Origin of the sequence: Cryobacterium sp. N19 (genome assembly GCF_002929595.1) — a bacterium.
Taxonomy (GTDB): domain Bacteria; phylum Actinomycetota; class Actinomycetes; order Actinomycetales; family Microbacteriaceae; genus Cryobacterium; species Cryobacterium flavum.
This window is the reverse complement of record NZ_PJJR01000054.1, coordinates 102173-120544: the sequence shown is the minus strand read 5'-3', so window position 1 is coordinate 120544 and position 18372 is coordinate 102173. Positions and strand designations below refer to the sequence as shown.

Annotated in this window: 13 protein-coding genes; 6 read left to right on the top strand and 7 right to left on the bottom strand. The window is 66.5% G+C overall.

Annotation, left to right across the window (positions count from 1 at the left end; translation table 11 throughout):
* Positions 1 to 38: 38 nt before the first annotated feature.
* The 3 genes from CXY78_RS18690 to CXY78_RS18680 all read right to left on the bottom strand — a co-directional run bounded on the left by CXY78_RS18690 (position 39) and on the right by CXY78_RS18680 (position 3814).
* A complete protein-coding gene (locus CXY78_RS18690) occupies positions 39 to 1397 on the bottom strand; it encodes a GntP family permease (protein ID WP_104090652.1) in 1359 nt (452 codons plus the stop codon).
* A 29-nt stretch (positions 1398 to 1426) separates the two neighbouring features.
* Positions 1427 to 2599, bottom strand: coding sequence for a glycerate kinase (locus CXY78_RS18685; protein WP_092339681.1), 1173 nt, complete (start codon positions 2597 to 2599; stop codon positions 1427 to 1429).
* 75 nt (positions 2600 to 2674) lie between these two features.
* Complete coding sequence (locus CXY78_RS18680) at positions 2675 to 3814, bottom strand: sugar diacid recognition domain-containing protein (RefSeq protein ID WP_158252879.1); 1140 nt, start codon at positions 3812 to 3814, stop codon at positions 2675 to 2677.
* 223 nt (positions 3815 to 4037) lie between these two features.
* On the opposite strand from CXY78_RS18680, the gene CXY78_RS18675 reads away from it, so the two are divergent.
* Positions 4038 to 4310 carry a hypothetical protein gene (locus CXY78_RS18675; protein ID WP_092339679.1) on the top strand — a complete coding sequence of 91 codons (273 nt, stop codon included), beginning with the start codon at positions 4038 to 4040 and terminating at the stop codon, positions 4308 to 4310.
* A complete protein-coding gene (gene dnaE, locus CXY78_RS18670) occupies positions 4307 to 7801 on the top strand; it encodes a DNA polymerase III subunit alpha (protein WP_104090651.1) in 3495 nt (1164 codons plus the stop codon). The genes CXY78_RS18675 and dnaE overlap by 4 nt, the downstream gene beginning before the upstream one ends.
* 31 nt (positions 7802 to 7832) lie before the next feature.
* Here the strand turns inward: dnaE and CXY78_RS18665 are convergent, their stop codons facing one another.
* On the bottom strand, positions 7833 to 10094 hold the full coding sequence (locus CXY78_RS18665; RefSeq protein ID WP_140425740.1) for a transglycosylase domain-containing protein: 2262 nt from the start codon (positions 10092 to 10094) through the stop codon (positions 7833 to 7835).
* A gap of 184 nt (positions 10095 to 10278) precedes the next feature.
* On the opposite strand from CXY78_RS18665, the gene CXY78_RS18660 reads away from it, so the two are divergent.
* Entirely contained in the window at positions 10279 to 11040 is a 762-nt protein-coding gene (locus tag CXY78_RS18660; RefSeq protein WP_104090648.1) for a glutamate-cysteine ligase family protein, read from the top strand.
* On the opposite strand, the gene CXY78_RS18655 is transcribed toward CXY78_RS18660, so the two are convergent.
* Together CXY78_RS18655 and CXY78_RS21130 are read right to left on the bottom strand one after the other, a co-directional pair.
* Positions 11037 to 13130 carry a YhgE/Pip domain-containing protein gene (locus CXY78_RS18655; protein WP_233206263.1) on the bottom strand — a complete coding sequence of 698 codons (2094 nt, stop codon included), beginning with the start codon at positions 13128 to 13130 and terminating at the stop codon, positions 11037 to 11039. The genes CXY78_RS18660 and CXY78_RS18655 overlap by 4 nt on opposite strands.
* 12 nt (positions 13131 to 13142) lie before the next feature.
* Positions 13143 to 13997: a hypothetical protein gene (locus CXY78_RS21130; RefSeq protein ID WP_158253355.1), complete on the bottom strand. Its 855-nt coding sequence runs from the start codon at positions 13995 to 13997 to the stop codon at positions 13143 to 13145.
* A 117-nt stretch (positions 13998 to 14114) separates the two neighbouring features.
* Between CXY78_RS21130 and CXY78_RS21125 the strand changes: the two genes are divergently transcribed.
* The 3 genes from CXY78_RS21125 to CXY78_RS18635 all read left to right on the top strand — a co-directional run bounded on the left by CXY78_RS21125 (position 14115) and on the right by CXY78_RS18635 (position 16401).
* Positions 14115 to 14867 carry a TetR/AcrR family transcriptional regulator gene (locus CXY78_RS21125; RefSeq protein ID WP_158253354.1) on the top strand — a complete coding sequence of 251 codons (753 nt, stop codon included), beginning with the start codon at positions 14115 to 14117 and terminating at the stop codon, positions 14865 to 14867.
* Between the two features lie 80 nt (positions 14868 to 14947).
* Positions 14948 to 15544: a hypothetical protein gene (locus CXY78_RS18640; RefSeq protein ID WP_158253353.1), complete on the top strand. Its 597-nt coding sequence runs from the start codon at positions 14948 to 14950 to the stop codon at positions 15542 to 15544.
* A gap of 215 nt (positions 15545 to 15759) precedes the next feature.
* Positions 15760 to 16401 carry a PKD domain-containing protein gene (locus CXY78_RS18635; RefSeq protein ID WP_104090640.1) on the top strand — a complete coding sequence of 214 codons (642 nt, stop codon included), beginning with the start codon at positions 15760 to 15762 and terminating at the stop codon, positions 16399 to 16401.
* A gap of 142 nt (positions 16402 to 16543) precedes the next feature.
* On the opposite strand, the gene CXY78_RS18630 is transcribed toward CXY78_RS18635, so the two are convergent.
* Complete coding sequence (locus CXY78_RS18630; RefSeq protein WP_158253352.1) at positions 16544 to 18226, bottom strand: flotillin family protein; 1683 nt, start codon at positions 18224 to 18226, stop codon at positions 16544 to 16546.
* Positions 18227 to 18372 lie beyond the last annotated feature (146 nt).

The window sequence follows — 18372 nt, the reverse complement described above, 5'->3', positions numbered from 1 at the left end:
ACGGTGAACCGAATATGAACGTTCGGTGCCGATCAGTGTTACAGGACGATGAGACCGATCACCCAGACGGCGGCGAAACCGGCGACGCCCTGGATGGCCGTGGCCGGGGTGAGCGTGCGGTAGGCCGTCGCGACCGGGATACGGCTGAGCTGCGACACCACCCAGAAGAAGCTGTCGTTGGCGTGCGAGACGACCATGGCTCCGGCGCCGATCGCGAGCACCGAGAGCACTTTGCCGAGGTCGGAGTCGAGGCCGAGGGCCGGCAGCAGCGGCAGGAGCAGCACCGACGTGGTCACCATGGCGACCGTGGATGAACCCTGCGCGGTCTTGAGCGCGGCCGAGATGAGGAACGGTACGGCCAGTCCGAGCCCGAGCGTCGAGAGGGTGCTGCCGAGAAAGTCGGTAAGGTCGGAGGCCGCAAGCACGGCTCCGAAGGCGGCGCCCGAGGCGGTGATCAGCAGGATGGGCGCCGAGATGCGGATGCCCTCGGTCACCCGATCGCCGAACGCGTCGAGCTTGCCCTTACCGCGTAGCAGGAACAGCGAGGCGATCAGGCCGACGGCCAGGGCGATCACCGGGGTGCCGACGAAGACGATGGCGATATACAAGCCGGAGTCACCGAAGGGCGCGGCCGGCAGTTTGGCGATCGACGCAAGGCAGATCAGCAGGATCGGGGCGAGAATCGGCAGGAAAGCCAGAAAGGCGTTGGGCAGCTTGCCGTAGGCGGCGCGAATCTTCTCGTAGTCCTGCTCGCTCTCCTCGCCGCTCGGCTCGGGCATGAGCTCGATGTTTTTCTTCAGGAACCGGTTCGCCCAGAGCAGCCCGGCCAGTGCCGAGACCACGGCGGCGATCAGGCCGAAGCCGATGATGAGGCCCAGCTGGTCGATGATGTTCAGGTTGCCGGCGGCGGCGAGTGGGCCGGGAGTCGGCGGTACGAAAACGTGGGTGGCGTACAGGCCGGTCATCAGGGCGATGGTCATGGCTACGAGCGATACCTTGGCCCGGGCGGCGAGCGACTTCTTGAGGGAGTTCAGAATGACGAAGCCGGAGTCGCAGAACACCGGGATCGACACGATGAAGCCGATAACGCTCATGGTCAGCGTCGGAAACCGGGTGCCTAACACGCGAATCAACGCTTCGGCCATGGCAATCGCGGCGCCGGTACGCTCCAGGATCACGCCGATGATGGTGCCGAACAGGATGATCAGGCCGATATTTCCGAGCGTGGCCCCAAAGGCCGTCGTCATGGTCGGGGCGATCGTGTCAACCGGTAGACCGAACGCAAAACCACCGACCAGCGCCGCAGCGAGCAGCGCCAGGAAGGGATTGATTTTCAGCTTCGCGGTGGCGAAGACGATGGCGGCGACGAGAGCCACCAGGATGGCGATGCTCAGCATTGAGACGGCCTTTCTATTTCAGGGTGGAACTAGTGGGTCTGGAGAAAGAAGGAAACGACCTGCGCCGTGGTCTCGCGTAGGCGTTGGGCCGCGTGCTCCTGCAGGTCGTCGAGGGTCGCCGGTCCGCCGGCGATCGAGAATGCGGCGCTGACACCGGATGCCGCGGTGTCGGCTGGCGACAGCGCCACCCGCCCGGCGATGACGACGACCGGGCATCCGGTCGGCGCCAGACGTGCGACTGCCACGGCCACCTTGCCGCCGAGCGATTGGGAATCGAAGCTGCCTTCACCGGTGAGTACGAGGTCGGCGCGGGCCATCTTGTCGGCCAGGCCCACGGCATCCGCTACCAGGGTGGAACCGGGTACCAGCTCGGCGTGGAGCAGCGGCACGAGGGTGGCCGGCATACCGCCGGCCGCTCCGGCGCCTGGCCGGCCCTGCATGTTCTCGCCGGTTTCAGCGAGCACGATGGCGGCGAGGTGGGCCAGGCCCGCGTCGAGCTCCACGACATCGTTGGGCTGCGCGCCCTTTTGCGGGCCAAACACAGCGGCTGCGCCGTTCGTGCCGCAGAGCGGGTTGTTCACATCGACCGCGACGCGCCAGCTGACCTCGCGGGAGCGCGGGTGCAGGCCGGTCAGATCGATGGACGCAATCTCGGCCAGGCCCGCGCCGCCGGGCGCGACCGGTTTGCCGGCGGCGTCGAGAAAGCGCGCGCCGAGCCCGGCGAGCAGACCGGTTCCGCCGTCGGTGCTGGCGGAGCCGCCGACGCAGAGCAGAATCTCATCGACCTGCTGATCGAGTAGTTCCCGGGCGAGCAGCCCGACGCCGAAGCTGTCAGCGCGCTGGGGCTGGGGCTGGGCATCCGCTGTCAGGGGCAGGCCGTTGGATTCGGCCGCTTCGATGAGGCCCGTGCGGCCGTCGGACGAGGTGGCGTAGCGAGCCCGGCGGCTGCGCCCGAGCGCGTCGACGGTGAGCATGGTGCGGGGCAGGACGCCCCAGACGGCGGCGATGGCATCGAGCGTTCCCTCGCCGCCGTCGGCCATCGGGCAGAGGATCAGCTGCGGGTCGGGCCGGCCGAGCGCGAGGCCGGCGTCGCGGGCACCCTCGGCCATGGCGGCGGCGGCTTCGGCCGCGCTGAGGCTTCCTTTGAACGAGTCCGGCGCGATGACTATGGTGAGCGGCTTCAGCGCCGTGCGATCGTGCATTGGTTCAGGCTAGAACACAACCAGACACAAATTCAGGTGGAATCACACCACAGTTCTCGGCAAATCATGGGCTATTTACTGTGCATCGTGCACATAGCGAGCGGCATCGGCCGCCAGTGCGACCCGCATCCGCACGGCGGCGTGAAACTGTCGGAGGTTGAGGCCGGTCAGCAGCTCGATGCGGTCGAGTCGCTGCACGAGGGTATTGCGGTGCACGCCGAGTTCCCGCGCCGCGCCGGCAATCGACAGTTCGGCCTGCAGGAACACCCGTGCCGTCTCGTTCAGGGCCGCGCTGAGCGGCGCGAGCACCGATTCAGCGAGATCCTCGATCATGGCGGTGGGCAGGCCGGCGATCGCGAGCTCCAGACCCAGGGCGTCGAGGCGAGTCTCGGACCCGACGTCTACCAGCTCGAGCAGCCCGGGCCGGGCCAGCAGCGCGCCCAGCCGTTCAGCGTCGCTCGCGAGTTGTTGCATGGTGGCTCCGACGCGTCCGATCAGAAAACGCAGGGGCGGCTCGCCGGAGCGCTGCAGACGCTGTCGAAGCAGCTCGTGGCCCAGCGCAGACGACGATCCGCTGAGCACCCAGACGGCACCGTTAATGTCGGCGGCCACCACTCCCGTGAACTCGCGCAACCCACGAAGCAGCGCCACCGACTGGTTCTCGGCCACGATTCCAGTGAGGTTCCACGGTGGCTGCAGTGGCGCGTCGATGCCCCGCAAGCCCGCCATCAGGCGACTCTCGGTGAGATTACCCCGCGCAAGGGCCCCGAGGATGTCCCGAATCGCGGATTCTCGCCACGACGCGTTATCGCGCTGCCGCTCCTGGCTGAGCAGCATCTGAACGGTCAGCACGAGCACCTGCGCGACCGGCAGCACCTCGGCGGGGATTCCGGTGACCCCGACGACGGCCACGACCTGTCCGTCGACGATCAACGGAATATTCACTCCCGGCCGGGTTCCCTGATGCTCGTCGCCGGGAGCGATGTGCACCGCTTCCCCGCGAACAGCGGCATCCCGGGCACCGTCATGCAGGGTGCCGATGCGGGCAGCATCCAGTGAGCCGATGATCACCCCGCCCGCATCCATGATGTTGACGTTGTGCACGAGGCTCGGCGCGACCTGCTCCACCAGGCGCTGGGCGAGCTCACGGGTGATCTGTGCGGTGCCGGGTGCACTGCCGGTCGGTGCGGTGCCGTTCGGTATTGCGTCGGTCATTTGACCATCGTAGATCGCAGGCTCCGGCTGTCTCACGAGCATCCGCCCATGGCGCATGTCGGTGGAGTGACATACACTTTTACCTAGAAGACATATTCGATAGCAGTTGATTTCGACGAGATTTTGCTCGAACTCATTGTGGGATTTTTTTAACCATCGCTCATCAGGTTTTTACCATTATCGCCCACCCCGAGCCACCCGTCACGAGCCTAGGGAGCCCACCTTGCCCCACATTATTGACGCACCAGTCGACGTTGAGCTGTCCCCCGACGGCGACCCGCGCGCGTTCATCTGGAATCGGTTCGAACACACCGTCATCGGTCAGCCGCAGGCCGTATTCAAACGCACCCGATGGTGGGAAAACGAGGGAACCCCCACCCGCATCGACACCGAACTGTGGCGGCTCGATGCCTGCCGTGGCGGCGAAGAGCAGCACCGCTACGACCTGCGCCGCAGCACCGACGGGTCCTGGACTTTAGCATTGGACTGGGGATGAGCACCGCACCGGGGACGACTTTCAGTCACCTGCACGTCGCGAGCGCCTACTCGACCCACTACGGGGTGACGCTTCCCGAAGCCCTGGCCGAGCAGGCGGCCGCGCAGGGCGCGAATTTTCTGGCCGTCACCGACCGTGACGGACTCTACGGCGCAGTCAAACACGTGCGCGCCTGCGTGGCCGCCGGCATCCGCCCCGGGCTCGGCGCCGAACTCGCCGTGCACGACGACCAGTATCGCCCGCTCGGTCGGGTGGTCGTGCTCGCCCACGGCCAGACGGCGGGTAGAGGCTACGCCGCACTTTGCCGCGCGGTCAGTGCCGCCCACAGCACCGATCGAGACGCACTTCAGCACGGCGCCGCCGGCCACGACGCACCCCAGAACAGCACAGCCCAGCACAGCACCGCCCACGGCGCAGCTGCCGGCCCGAGCATTTCGCGCGCCCGCCTGGCCGACCTGGCCGGCCTGGCCTCCCTCACCGTGCTGCTCGGCCCCGATTCCGACGTAGGCCTGGCCATCGGCCGCCGCGACAATTCAGATGCCGCGGCGCGGCTGGCCCACTGGCAGCGCGCCCTGCCCGCAGGCACCGTCGTGCTCGAAATCGTCTGCCACCTCGCCGAAAGCGGCACCGTCGGCAGTGTCACTCCGGCCACGCGCATGCTCGCCCTGGCCGAGAACGCCGGACTGCCGGCGGTGCTCAGCAATGCCGTGCGCTACGGCACCCCCGACGAAGCGGTCACCGCCGACCTCGCCGATGCCGCCCGCTTTCTGCTGCCGCTCGCCGAGCTCGAAACCCCCCAAACCAATGGTCAGGCCTGGCTCAAACCGGCCGGCGCGATGCGCCAGGTGGCCCGCATGGTCGTCGACGCCGGCCTGCACGACAACGGGGCGCTCGAACGACTGCTGGGCGACACCGAGCAGCTCGGCGACCGCTGCAGCCTCGACCCCGTGAGCGACATCGGCCTCGGCCGCCCGCGCATGCCGGAGGCGCGCATCATCGGCGTCACCGGCGACCCGGTCACCGAGCTGTGGCGCCGCGCCCGAAGCGGCATCGCCGAGCTGTACTCGGCGAGCGGCTCACGCGCGGTCGAAGCGGCCCACCATCAGCTCGCCCACGAGATGAAAACGGTCGAACACTTAGGCTTTGCCAGCTACTTTCTCACCGTGTCGCGGGTGGCCGACATTATTCGCGGAATGGGCATTCGCATTCAGGCCCGCGGTTCAGGGGTCGGGTCGGTGCTCAACTATGCGCTGCACACCTCCTCGGTCGAACCGATCGCGAACGGCCTGCTCTGGGAGCGTTTTCTCTCCCCCGAGCGCCAGACCCTGCCCGATATCGACATCGACGTCGAGTCAGCGAGGCGGCACGATATCTACCGCGAGGTCTTTCGCGCTTTCGGCAGCGACCGGGTCTCGCTCATGTCGATGACCAACGCCTACCGGGGCCGCGGCGCCGTGCGTGACGCCGGCCTCGCGCTCGGCCTGCCCGACGCCCAGATCAACGTGATCGCCAAGCAGATGTGGCGGTTCAACGCCCGCGACTTTCGCCGCGCCCTCGAGGAGAAACCCGAACTCGAGGCCCTCGCCACCGAGGTGCGCGAATCGCAGCAACTCGATCTGCTGGTGGACCTCACCGCGAAACTCGACCGGCTCCCCCGGCATATCTCGGTGCACCCCTGCGGCGTGATCCTCTCCGACGCGAGCCTGCTCGACCGCACCCCGGTGCAGGCGAGCGGCATGGGCCTGCCCATGTCGCAGTACGACAAGCACGACATGGACCCGATGGGCCTGATCAAGCTCGACATTCTCGGCGTGCGCATGCAGTCGGCCATGGCGCACGCTGTTGAAGAGCACCACCGGCTCACCGGCGAGAGTATCGACCTCGACCGGGTGCCGCTCGACGATGCGAAAACGTTCGAGCTGATTCGTTCCACCCGCACCCTCGGCATCTTTCAAATCGAATCCCCCGGCCAGATGGAGCTGGTCGGCAAGCTGCAACCCGAGGTGTTCAACGACCTCACCGTGGAGATCTCGCTGTTTCGACCCGGCCCGATGAAAAACAACATGCCGCTCAAATATTTGCAGGCCAGGCACGGCGAGGTCGCGCCCGATTACATTCACCCCCGGTTCGAGCCTATTTTGCGCGAAACCAAGGGCGTCGTGATCTTTCACGAACAGGTCATGCGGTTGTTCGACGAACTCACCGGCTGCGGCCTCGGCAAAGCGGATGTCTTTCGCCGCCACCTGGGGAAGCCGGAGCAACTCCCCCAGATCGAGGAGTATCTGCGCGAGAAAGCGCTCGCCCGCGGCTTCAGCGTGAAGGTGATCGACCAGATCTGGACGGTGCTTGCGGGGTTCGGTAGCTTCGGCTTCGCCAAGGCGCACGGCGCCGCCTTCGCCCTGCCCACCTACCAGTCGGCCTGGCTGAAAACCCACCATCCGGCCGCCTTCCTGGCCGGGCTGCTCACCCACGACCCCGGCATGTGGCCCAAAGACCTCATCGTGGCCGAAGCCCGGGTACTCGGGGTGCCGGTGCTCCCCCTCGACGTGCAGTCGAGCGCGCTGGATTACCGCGTGGAAGATCTCGCCGACGGGAGCCAGGGCATCCGTTTGGCGCTGCCTGAGCTGGTCGGCAGCACCGAAGCCGAGCGGGCGCGCATTGCCCAGCACCAGCCGTTTGGGTCGCTGCAGGACTTTCGTGACCGGGTGCACCCCCGCAGGCGCACGTTCGAAGCGCTGGCCCGGGTCGGCGCCCTCGACACGTTCATCGGCTACGACCGGGCCCGGCGGCACGAGCTACTCGCGCACATTCAGTCGTTGCGCGGCACGGCCGTGGTCATTCGTGCCGACCAGCTCGCGTTCGAGGTGGAGCTGCCGGTGCCGCGCTACTCCGGCGACCGTGCGGGTGCCATCACCTCGCTCGAGCTGCGCGGTCGAACCCAGACCGACCTGGAGCTGCTCGATCTGAACCTGGCCGTCGGATCACACCAGATGAAACGCTTTCACTCACTGTTCAAGGAGTTGGGGGTGACGCCGGCGAGCGAGCTCGGCAACCTGCCCGGCGGCACCGAGGTTCTGCTCGCCGGGGTGCGGCGGGCTACGAACACGCCGCCGATGCGCGGCGGCCGCCGCGTGGTGTTCATCAGCCTCGACGACGGCACCGGCCCGGTCGCGAACGTCGTGTTCTTTCACGACGCACAGGAACGGGTGGGCGGGCAGGTGTTCCAGACCAATTACATGCTCGTGCGCGGTCGAACACGGCGCTCCGGCGCCAAGGGAGTGTCGGTGACCGGGGAGAATCTGTGGAACCTGTTCGATGTGGCCCGCCAGGTGAAGGAACGCCACGCCGTTGAACGCGCCGCCGCGGAGGAAGCAGCCATTGCTGCCGCCTACGCCGCCGAACTTGCGGCGCATCCGTTGCTGCGCACCCCGGCGCAGCAGTCTTCGGGCGGCGGCACCCTGCACCAGCTCACTGCGGCGCAGAGTGCCTAGCCAACAAGCGGCCGGCACCGCTGGCCGGGCGCTACTGGCCCGGCGGCGCCGGAGCAGTCTCCGGCGGGGCGGGTGCGGCCGGCGGAGCCACCGGCGCCACGACCGGTGGCGCCACGACCACGGGCGGTGGAATGTACTTGGGGGCGAGTTCGTCGAAGGCATCACCGCCGTACTTGGCGTTGACGACCGACATCACGACCGGCCACATGCGGTGCCGCGCCGTCGCGATCTGGTCACGCCCAAAGAACTGCCGCCGCTGACTGAGTGATCCCGTCACACTCACCACGGCGACTACCGTGGCCACCTTGGTGCTTGCGCCGCTCATCCAGGTGTCTTTGGCACCATCCGTTGTTCCGGTCTTGCCGATCATCGGTACATTCGGTTTCGTATTCGAGTTGGATTGTTGTCCGGTGCCGCTCGTCATCACCCGGTGCATGGCGTAGGCCATGCCGGCGGCGACCGTCGAATCCACCGATTGCGTGCAGACCGACGGCGGCACCGCGACCTCCACGCCGCCGCGGTCGACGATACGGTCGATGGCGATCGGCGAACAGGTGACGCCCTTATTGGCGATGCCGGCGAAGGCGACGGCCATGGTCAGCGGCGCAACCTCATTGGTTCCGATCACGGTTGCTGCGGACTGCGACAGCGGGTTACCGTCGGCCCGGTGCACACCGAACGCCTCCGCAGTTTTGCGGATACCGCAGAGGTCCAGCCGCTTCGCCATGCCGATGAAGCCGGTGTTGATTGAGCCGACGGTGGCTTGCAGCGCACTGTAGTTGGCACCGGATTCGTTGGCGTCGTTGCGCGGGTTGAAGGGTGGTTTCTCCTTGTCGTAATTCTGGGTCCCGAGGCAGCTGTCTTGAAAGGTGCCCCAGTTGGACTTGCGCCGGGAGTCCACGCGTTCGTTGAGCGAGTGCCCTTCTTTGAGCCATTCGGCCAGGGTGAAGACCTTATAGGTCGACCCCGGCTGGAAACCGCTCGAACCGCCCTCGGCGAAGTCCGTGGCGTAGTTGATTCCGGTGTAGTTGGCACCGGTCGCCTGCACCGTGGGGTCCTGGCTGTAGTCCTTGTTCTGGGTCATGGCCAGCACCCGGCCGGTGCCGACCTGCACGCTCGTGATCACCGCGCCCACGTCCCCGCCGGCGTAGACCTTGGGAACCTGCTGATTCATGGTGGTCACGGCCGCGCCCTGCACGTCGAGGTCGAGGGTCGTGTAGACGTCATAGCCGCCTCGGCGAAAGTTGAGCATGCGGGTGGCAGCGTCGGCGCCGAAGGTGGGATCGGTCTGCAGAATCTTGGTCACATAGTCGCAGAAGAACGCGTTAGCTGCGGCGGTCTGGCAGCCGGTGCTGGGTTCGGTGATCACGGGTTCGACCGGTGCCGCCAGGGCCGCTTCGTAGTCGGCCTTGGCGATCTTTTTGTAGCGCAGCATCTCACGCAGAATGTAGTCGCGGCGCTGCTTGTTCGCGGCGTAACCGTTGGCGGCCCCATTGGTCTCGCTGGCCGGCTTGTCGAGCTGGAACTTGACCGGGTTGTTCACGATCGCCACCAAGCTGGCCGCCTGCGGCAGGGTGAGGTTGGCCGCGGTGCTGTTGAAGTAATAGTTGGCGGCGGCTTCGATGCCATAGACTGTGCCGCCGAAGCCGGTGATATTGAAATACTGCTGCAGGATGTCGCGCTTGCTGTACTTCTTCTCGACCCCGATGGCGAGCCGCATCTCTTTGAGCTTGCGGTCGGGCGTGGTCTCGGTCGCCGCGGTATAGCAGGCATCGTGCGCGCGCTTGTCGGTGATCACCTCGCACTTCTGCACCAGCACGTTCTTCACGTACTGCTGAGTAATGGATGACCCGCCCTGGGTGTCTCCCCCGGCCACCGTCGTTGCCGTGGCCCGCAGGGTGCCCTGCAAATCGACCCCGCCGTGCTCGTAGAACCGTGGGTCTTCTCCCGACACCGCGGCATCCTTCGCAAACTGGCTGATCGCATCCCACCCCACCTCGATGCGATTCTGATCGTAGAACGAGGCGAGCAGTTCGAAGGTTCCGTCACTGCGGGTCGCAAAAATGTCGCTCTTCTGCGAGAGGGGCTCGATGTTGATGTAGCCGGGCAGATTCTCGAACACCGAAATGGTATTGGTGGCAGCCATACCCGAGAGCGCAACGACAGGGGTTACCGACACGGTGACCAGAATGCCGGCCACCGCGCTCATCGCGACGAACCCGAGCATCCCGCCGAGAACGCCGTGCAGAGAACGCCGCCACGATTGGGCCGCGCCGGCTGGAACCTCGGTCACTTGCACCACGTTTACCCCAAACTGAGTCGATCAGTGCGAGAGCCAACGCCTGCACATCGGTTGCCAATTAATTGTCATGTTAGTCACCTGTGGGCTCGAATGTGACCGGCTGGCCGATCTGAGAATGTATCGGCTTGATACCGGTTTGTGAGTAGTATCCGGTGAAGGCTCGGGAGGTAAAGGAATGCGAACGTTCGGCATTGAAGAGGAATTCATCTTTCTGAAGCCGGCAACCCTGCAGCCGGCGAACGTCGGCGACGAGGTGCACGCCGAGCTCCTGGGCCGTTCACCGGTGTCCCGATTCATCAGCCACGAGTTTCTCGCCTCGCAGATCGAACGGTCGACGTCGGTGTTCGACCGCTTTGAACAAGCATCCGCTGACCTGCTCGCCTTTCGATCACGGCTGGCGCGCGCTGCCGTGGCCCGCGGGGTGCTCGCGGCCGGCGTGGGCGCGCCGTTCCAGACCGAGGGCTGGCCTGAGGTGACCGATGTGGAGCGCTACCACACCGTCGAGACCGAATTTCGGGGGTTGGTGCCGGATCACCTCATCAACGGGCTTCACGTGCACGTGGGCATTCCCAGCCGTGATGCCGGGGTGCAGGCGCTCAACCGGGTGCGCGTTTGGCTGCCGACGCTGCTCGCGCTGGCCGTGAATTCGCCGTTCTGGCACGGAGCCGATACCGACTTCTCCAGCTGGCGGAGCGTGCACATGCGCCGGTGGTCCACGATCGGAACCCTGGAGAGTGCGCTGATCGTGACGGACGAGCTGCTGCGCTATGCCGGCGATGCGATTGACGAGGTGGGCAATCGCGAGCGAATTGTGGGGCTGCTGGCGCGGGCGCGGCGACTCGGGACCGGAGCCGAACGCCAGCGGGCCGCCATGAGAAGCGGCGGGCAGCCGGCGCTGGCCGCCCTGCTCAGGCAGGCGCTGACCGCGCACGACTAGATCTTCAGCGACGGGTGCAGCTTGGCGATCGACCAGATCTTCATCGAACGACTGGCGAAGACCGAAACGGCGAACGCTCCGATTCCGAAAGCGATCAGGGCGAGAAGGTCAACCAGAATCGCGCTCGTGAAGCCCTCGGCGATGAGTCGTCGCACGCCGTCGACCGCGTAGGTCATCGGCAAGGCCGGGCTGATCCACTGGAAGAAGCCGGGCGACGTCTGAACCGGGTAGGTGCCTCCGGCCGAGGCCAACTGCAGAATCAGCAGTAACAAGGCCACCAGCCGACCGCGCCCGCCGAGCAGGGCGATCAGGCTGTGGTGAATGGCCGTGAACACGAGCGCGACAATCACCGTGAAGGCGGCGAGGGCCGCGAAATTGGCGGCTTCCAGCCCCACCAGAAAGTGCAGCACGGCGAGCAGAAGTCCGGCCTGCAGCAATCCAAACAGCAGCCCAGGGGCGAGGCCGGTCAGCGCCACCCGCACCGGCCGGGCAGTGGATGCGACGGCCTGCGGCGACAGCGGACGGAACAGAAAGTACATGCCGATTCCGCCGACCCAGAGCGCGAGCGGAATGAAGTACGCCGCGATGCCCTCGCCATAGAATCCGACGGCATTCTCGCGCACATGCTCCGCGGCAACTGGTTCGGAAGTCACCGCGGCGAGTTCGCTGGCCTGCGCGGACGTGTAGCTCGGCACCTGCGTCACGCCCGACTGCAGCGAGGTGCTCAGACTGTCGGCACCGGTCGCGAGCTGGCCGAGGCCGTCGGCGAGGGTGCTCGCGCCGGTGCTGGCGGTCGTCGCGCCGGCGGCCAGCGTGCTGGCGCCGGCCGCAGCGCTGTCGGCACCGATGGCGAGCGAGGCAGCACCCGCGGAGAGCGATGCCGCGCCGGTTGAGACGGATTGGGCTCCGACCGAGACGCTCGACGCTCCCGTGGCGAGGGTCGCGGCGCCGTCGGCGAGCGTGCCGATGCCGGCGACGAGTGGTGTCGCGCTCTGGTTCAGAATGTTGGCCCCGGCTACGACGGTCGCGGCGCCCGCCGCGAGATCCGCGATCGATCCGCCGCCGGTGGCGAGGGCCGCGTTCAGCTGGGTCAGGGTCCAGTCAGGGTGCGCAGCCGTGAGCGCGGCGATCGTGCCGAGAGTCGTGGAAACGGTTTGGGTACCCGCCGCCAGCCGGGCCGTGGCGGTCGGCAGTGTGCTCACGCTCGCGTCGAGGGTGGCCGCGCCCGTCGCGAGCGCTGCCGATCCGCTCGCGACCTCCGCCGCACCGTTCGCCACACTCGACGACCCGGTGGCCAGGGTGCTCGCGCCGGTGGCGAGGGTGTGGGTGCCGGCGTCCACTTGGGACACCCCGCTCGCGAGCGTGGCTGCGCCGTCGGAGAGGGTGCCGAGGCCGATCACGAGTTGCGCCGACCCGTCGCTCGCGCTCGTGGCGCCGTCGCTGAGGGTGAGTGCGCCGTTGGCGGCCTGAGCGAGGCTGTCGTGCACACTCGTGAACCCCAGGTAGACGTTGTCCAGGTAGGTCGCCGAGATGGACGTCGACAGCTCGGTGCGTATCGCGGCGGTGACCGATTTCGTGACCTGCCCCACGATGAAGTTCGAAGCGTCGTCGGTGTACACGCGCAGGCGGGCCTGCTCGGGGGCGAAAACGGATGCTGCGGTGCCGGTCGTCGTGGCGGCGGGGTTCACAGCGCCGGGGTTTGCAGCGGTCGAGGCCAGGGTGCTCGAGAAATCGGCGGGAACGACGAGCACGGCGAAATTCTGGTTATCGGCGAGCGAGCTGCGGGCATCCGCTTCGCTGGTGGCACTGCTCCAGGTGAAGCCAGCACTGTCGCTGCCCACGAGGGAGTCGACCAGGCCGGCGCCGGCGTCAATGGTCTGCTCGCGGCCGTCCGTGCCGGTGACGTTCGCGGCCATGTCGTTGTTGACGATGACGGCGTGTAGTTCGCCGATGTTGCCGCTCGTGTTCCAGTTGGCCGAGAGATAGACGCCGCCATAGATGGCGGGAACGGCGGCGATCATGAGCAGCGCCACGATGGCCAAGCGGGAAGACCGAAACCGGGACAGCTCGATGCTGGGCAGTGAAAACATCTTGGCCACGGTTCAGGCCTTCCGGGTGGACGCGGTCAGGGTGCGGGCTGTGAGGGTGCGGTCGGCGGAATCCAGGTCGAGCAGGTACACCGGGCGGGCTGGCGCGGGGTGGACGTCGGCGCCGACGCGTTCGAGCATCTCGACGAGCTCCTTGGGGTCCTGCCCGCTCGCCGCGATCGTGAGATCGTGCCAGCCCGCCATGCGCAGAACGAGCAGTGCGGCCCAGGCGCGGGTGCGGTCATCCGTGTCGCGCAGGGTGTCGACGTCATCGACGATCAGCAGGCGTGGCCGGCCGATCAGGGCCAGGACGACGCCGAGCACCGCACGATCGAGCGGTTGCAGGTCGACGATGCGATCGGTGCCGGTCAGTCGCGGCAGGCCGGCATGACGTTGCTCAAGGATTTCGCCGGCCCGCGCATCGACCTGACGCAGCAGCGCGTTCACCCGAACCAAGCAGAGTGCCACCGTTTTCTGGCTGACCAGCGGTTTCCACCACGGTTGACGGAGCACGAGGGCAGCCGCGATCTGGCGCTCAACCGTGAGATCGTCGTCGAGGCGGTTTACGATCGGCGTCTCGGCGAGGGCCGACAGGTGCCGCACCTGCCCGCCGCTCTGGCGCAGCGGATGTCCGAACACGGTCGCCGTTCCGGCGAACCCACGCAGGCGGCCGGCCAGAGCGAGCAGCAGCGCTGTCTTGCCCGAGGCGAACCGGCCCGACACGACGAAGAGTGCACCGACCGGAATAGCGAGGTTAGTGGCGCCGATCACGGTCTGGCCACCGTTTCGAATCGTGAAGTTGCTCGCTCGGATGGCGAGGGCGATTTCAGTCGAGTCGATAGCGGGGGTCGAAGCGGAGTCGAGGGTCATGCAGAGTTCCATCCAACGTTGGGTTGTGCGGGGCGCAATGCCGCCGTAGTATTTTCAATACCGAGAGTATCCAATACCCAAAGTATCCGCTTGTCAACGGCAATCCGAAAGGCACTCATGGACGAGACGCCAGGCACGACACCCGAGATGGCATCAGGAACGGCTCACGCTCGTGGCACCTCGCGCGTTCTCGCGGCCGACTCCGCGTTGGCACCCGAAACGTCGCCCAATCTCGCACCAGCCCTCGCGCGCGACGCCCCGCCACCGGCTCGCAAACGGCCCCTGCGCACCGACGTACGTGCGGATATTCTGCGGGCGGCGACCGAGCAATTCTTCGAATCCGGCTACCTCGGAACCAAACTCGACGACGTGGCGACGCGGGCCGGGTACACCAAGGGCGCCGTGTACTCCAATTTCGGCTCCAAGCAAGCCCTATTCGGATCGATCCTGAATGAGCGCTTGGCTACCCTGCTCAGCGGGCGGCTCGCGACCATTCTCGGCGACGAGATACGGCTCGACGACGCGGCGCTCGCCCGCATCGCCCGCCGTCTGGCCGAGACCCTGGTCGAAGATGGCCCCTGGCACCTGCTGCTCATGGAACTGGCCGTTCATTCGGCCCGCAACCCCCAGGCCGCGGATCTCTATCGCCAGAGTCGGCAGAGCGTGCGCCTCGCCCTCGGCGCGGTGATCCTTGAACGCGCCGACCAATTCGGCATCGACCCGGCTGCCCACCGGGTGGACGTGCTCGCTCCCCTCGTTATGTCGGCCACCAATATCTTGGCGCTCGAGCGCATTCTCGACCCGGACTACTTCACGAACGACGTGCAGTCGCGCATGATCGAGGCGCTCCTCGTGGGGACTCTGCGATAGTTTTTAGCGCAATTTGAGCCCCGCCACCAGCCTGTGGAGAACTTAAACGGGATTGTAGCAATCCGGTCTACTGTGGCCCCATGCGAAATCCGTCGCGCCGCCGCCCGATGCACACTGCTGTGCTCAACGCTCTCCTGCTGTCTGTGTCCGTTGTTTTCCTAAGCGGATGCATGGCCGCTCCCGCCCCGCCCGTCCCGGCAACGCCGGTCGCCGTGGCTAGTCCCGAGCCCACCGTGACTCCCCCGGTCTTCGCGTCGAACGACGAGGCGCTGGCGGCCGCGACCGCCGCCTTCGGCGAATATCAGTCGATGTCCAACACGATCGCCCACGAAGGCGGAGCAGATCCCGAGAGAATTTCCGATTTTGCAGTCGGGAAAGTTCTCGAGTCAGATCTGGAGACCTATGCCGAGTTCCGGGCTGGAGGACTCCGTATGGTTGGCGATCTTGCATTCGACTCGTTCTCCATCCAGAGTGCGGATCTGTTTTCAGGCGCAGTAACCGCCTATGTATGCCAAGACGTAAGAGAAACGGATGTGGTCGATCTGGGGGGCACAACTGTCACTGCCCCTGGTCGTCCTGATAGCTACCCATTGCAAGTTTCCTTAACTCACGCTGCCACCTCCAACCGACTCCTCGTCGAGAAATCAGACTTATGGTCCGGCAAAAACTTCTGCTAATTCTCCTGGTCGGTCTAACCACCATGTTTCTTCCGATACCAGGCGCCGTTGCCAGCCTGCGCACTGCCGCATGCACGTCACTTGAGAGCGTGCTCGCTACTTGTCCACCAAAGGCGGACGTCACGGGTCCAGGCGTTGACCTATCAGCCGGGTACGGAGGAAGTTCGGGTGACGGAGCGGGCGGCTCCGCCGGCCGCTCCGGGACAGGCTCAACGGTGGTCGAGATCTGCGCACATCCCACAGGGCAACTGACGTCCGAGCAGGAGTGGACGCTCTGTGGCTCCGGCGACTTCCCCGTTGTCTCACGGCACCCCGAGTGGCCCATCACCCTCGCCGCCCCGACAACGCCCTGCGCCATCTGCTCCGCCGCCACCATCGTCACGGTCACCGACCTGCAGAACTTCCCCGCGCCCGCTGCCCCAACCGGTATGGAACCCAACGGCTGGGCGATCGTTGGGCTGGCCGCGAATTTCTGGGCGACAGCCTCCGCTCAGATCGGCGACGGACTCCTGCTCGGCCAGCCAGCCCAGGTTCTATTCACACCGATCGGGTACCGCTGGAATTACGGCGACGGCAGCGCCGCATCGAGCCCCACCGGCGGAGCCAGCTGGGCCGACCTCGGCCTGGCCGAATTCTCCACCACTCCCACCAGCCACAAATACACCGCCAAGGGCACCTACACAACCACCCTCACCGTCGACTACCGAGCCGACTACAGCTTCGGCGACCAGGGCTGGCGACCCGTCGAGGGAATCGTCTCCGTGCCGTCAGCTCCGTTCACCGTCGTCGCGGCGAAGGAATCCACCGTGCTCGTGGCTGAAGACTGCAACGCCAACTCCCACGGCCCCGGCTGCTGACGCTCCGGCCCGCGTGGCGGCACCCCTTACAGATCAGGGCACCCCTACCCAAGGGTGCCCTCATCGGCAAGGAGTGCCGCGATTGGCGAGCCCGCCCGCCGTCTGCGGGTTCGACTCGAACCGGGGCCGCGGGCCACGTTGCCTACGGCAGCAGGCGGTCCGCGGCTTTTTTCGGCAGCCGGGCTGCCGCAGCGCGGGCGATTGCTGCCGCCGCTTCGTCGGCAACTGCGTCGAAGTCGACGCCGTTGATCGAATCAGAAACGGATGCTTCCGCTGCCGACCGTGCAGCTGCGGCAGCGGTCGCCGCCGAGGCTCCAACCGACGGTGACGACGCTACTGAAGGCGCTGCCACTGAAGGCGCGGTAGCCACCGAGGGCGACGCGGCGCCGGTCCCGGTCGAACGCGACGACGCACCAGCCGACGAAGCAGCGGGCGAAGCAGATCCGCCGGCGCGAGCGGGCGCGGCGTTCCGCAAAGCGGCTCCCGCCGTTCCGCCGAGCAGCCCACCGAGGAGGTCCTTGATGCCGATTCCCATGGTGGAGCCGAGCACGGCGTCGACCTCGCTGAAGCCCGACGCGACGTTCTTGGAGAGTTGGCTGGCACCATCCGTTGAAATGACGGTGAGCTGGTCGATGTTCCCCATTGGAGCGGCGAGCTCGTGTGCGATCTGCGGGAGCATTTCGACCAGACGCAGCTGGATGAGCGCCTCGGACTGCTGGGCGACGGCCTCGGCGGAGAGCCGGGTGGCCGTTGCCTCTGCGGTACCCCGGGCGAGGATGGCGTCGGCCTCGGCCTGGCCCTCCGCGCGAGTGGCGTCGGCGTTGGCGACACGGCTGTCGCGATCGGCGGTGGCCTTGGCGACGGACGCCTCGGCGGCCGCGATCGCGGTCACCCGAATTCGGTAGGCATCAGCGTCGGCAATGGCGTTGACCTCGGATTCCAGCTCGGCCTTGCGCAGGCTGGCGCGACGTTGAGCGGTGAGCTCCTGCTCTTGCACGATGGCCTGCTGTGCCTTGGCCTCGGCGAGAGGCTTGGATGCGGCGGCCTCAGCGGAGGCCTTATCGGTGTCGAGCTGCAGGGCGGCCTTGCGCAGGGCGAGCGTGTTCTGCGCTTCTGCGATGGCCTGCTCGGCGGTGATCAGGGCTTCCTGCGACTCTCGGTTGGCGACGTGCTCGGCAACCTCGGCCTGGCGGCGAACCTTGGCCTGCTCTGCACGACCGATGTCGCGAATGTAGTCGTTCTCGTCGGTAATACCCTTGATCTCGAAGGAGTCAACGTCGAGGCCCTGGTTGGCGAGCGACTCACGCGCGGTGGCAAGCACGGACGTGCCGAGCTCGTCGCGCTTCTGAATGACGGTCATCACGTCGGTCGCGCCGATCGAGGATCGCAGCGAACCGCTCAGTACCTCCTGCGCGAAGCCGTCGATGTTCTTGTCCTGCCCGAGGAACCGCTGGGCGGCGGCGCGGATCGCTGCCGGGTCGTCGCCGACCTTGACGATGGCGACGGCTTCAACCGAGAGCGTGATGCCGTTGCGATCCTGCGCCACGGCAGTGATCTCAATCGCCCGGCTGCGCAGGCTGATCTTGAACGCCTTCTGGAAGAACGGGGTGATGAACACACCCTGTCCGTGCACGACGCGCTGGCCGGATTCCTCGAGCGTGGCACCATCGACGATGGTCTTGCGGCTCTTCTTGCCGGTGATAATGAGGGCTTCGTCGGGCCCGGCATTCTTGTAGATGGTCTTGGCGTAGATCAGGCCGATGAGCAGAACCACAATGATCGTGAAAATGATCCCGGGGATCGGGCTGAACAGAAAATCGAGCATGGAGTCCTTCCGAGGCGCAAGCGCATACATCGTTTCGGCGATCCGGTCGAGCGACCTCGGCGCCGAGCTGTGCATCCAGTCTCGCAGGCCACGGCACCGGATGCGAAAGATGTCGACAATCCGAGTCTGCCGTTGTGCCCATTTCG

What these genes read in the sequence shown, in the direction of transcription:
- CXY78_RS18685 (WP_092339681.1), bottom strand. Translation starts at nt 2,599, where the DNA reads ATGCACGATCGCACGGCGCTGAAGCCGCTCACCATAGTCATCGCGCCG.
- CXY78_RS18640 (WP_158253353.1), top strand. Translation starts at nt 14,948, where the DNA reads ATGCGAAATCCGTCGCGCCGCCGCCCGATGCACACTGCTGTGCTCAAC.
- CXY78_RS18630 (WP_158253352.1), bottom strand. Translation starts at nt 18,226, where the DNA reads ATGCTCGATTTTCTGTTCAGCCCGATCCCCGGGATCATTTTCACGATC.
- CXY78_RS18655 (WP_233206263.1), bottom strand. Translation starts at nt 13,130, where the DNA reads ATGTTTTCACTGCCCAGCATCGAGCTGTCCCGGTTTCGGTCTTCCCGC.
- dnaE (WP_104090651.1), top strand. Translation starts at nt 4,307, where the DNA reads ATGAGCACCGCACCGGGGACGACTTTCAGTCACCTGCACGTCGCGAGC.
- CXY78_RS21130 (WP_158253355.1), bottom strand. Translation starts at nt 13,997, where the DNA reads ATGACCCTCGACTCCGCTTCGACCCCCGCTATCGACTCGACTGAAATC.
- CXY78_RS18680 (WP_158252879.1), bottom strand. Translation starts at nt 3,814, where the DNA reads ATGACCGACGCAATACCGAACGGCACCGCACCGACCGGCAGTGCACCC.
- CXY78_RS18660 (WP_104090648.1), top strand. Translation starts at nt 10,279, where the DNA reads ATGCGAACGTTCGGCATTGAAGAGGAATTCATCTTTCTGAAGCCGGCA.
- CXY78_RS18690 (WP_104090652.1), bottom strand. Translation starts at nt 1,397, where the DNA reads ATGCTGAGCATCGCCATCCTGGTGGCTCTCGTCGCCGCCATCGTCTTC.
- CXY78_RS21125 (WP_158253354.1), top strand. Translation starts at nt 14,115, where the DNA reads ATGGACGAGACGCCAGGCACGACACCCGAGATGGCATCAGGAACGGCT.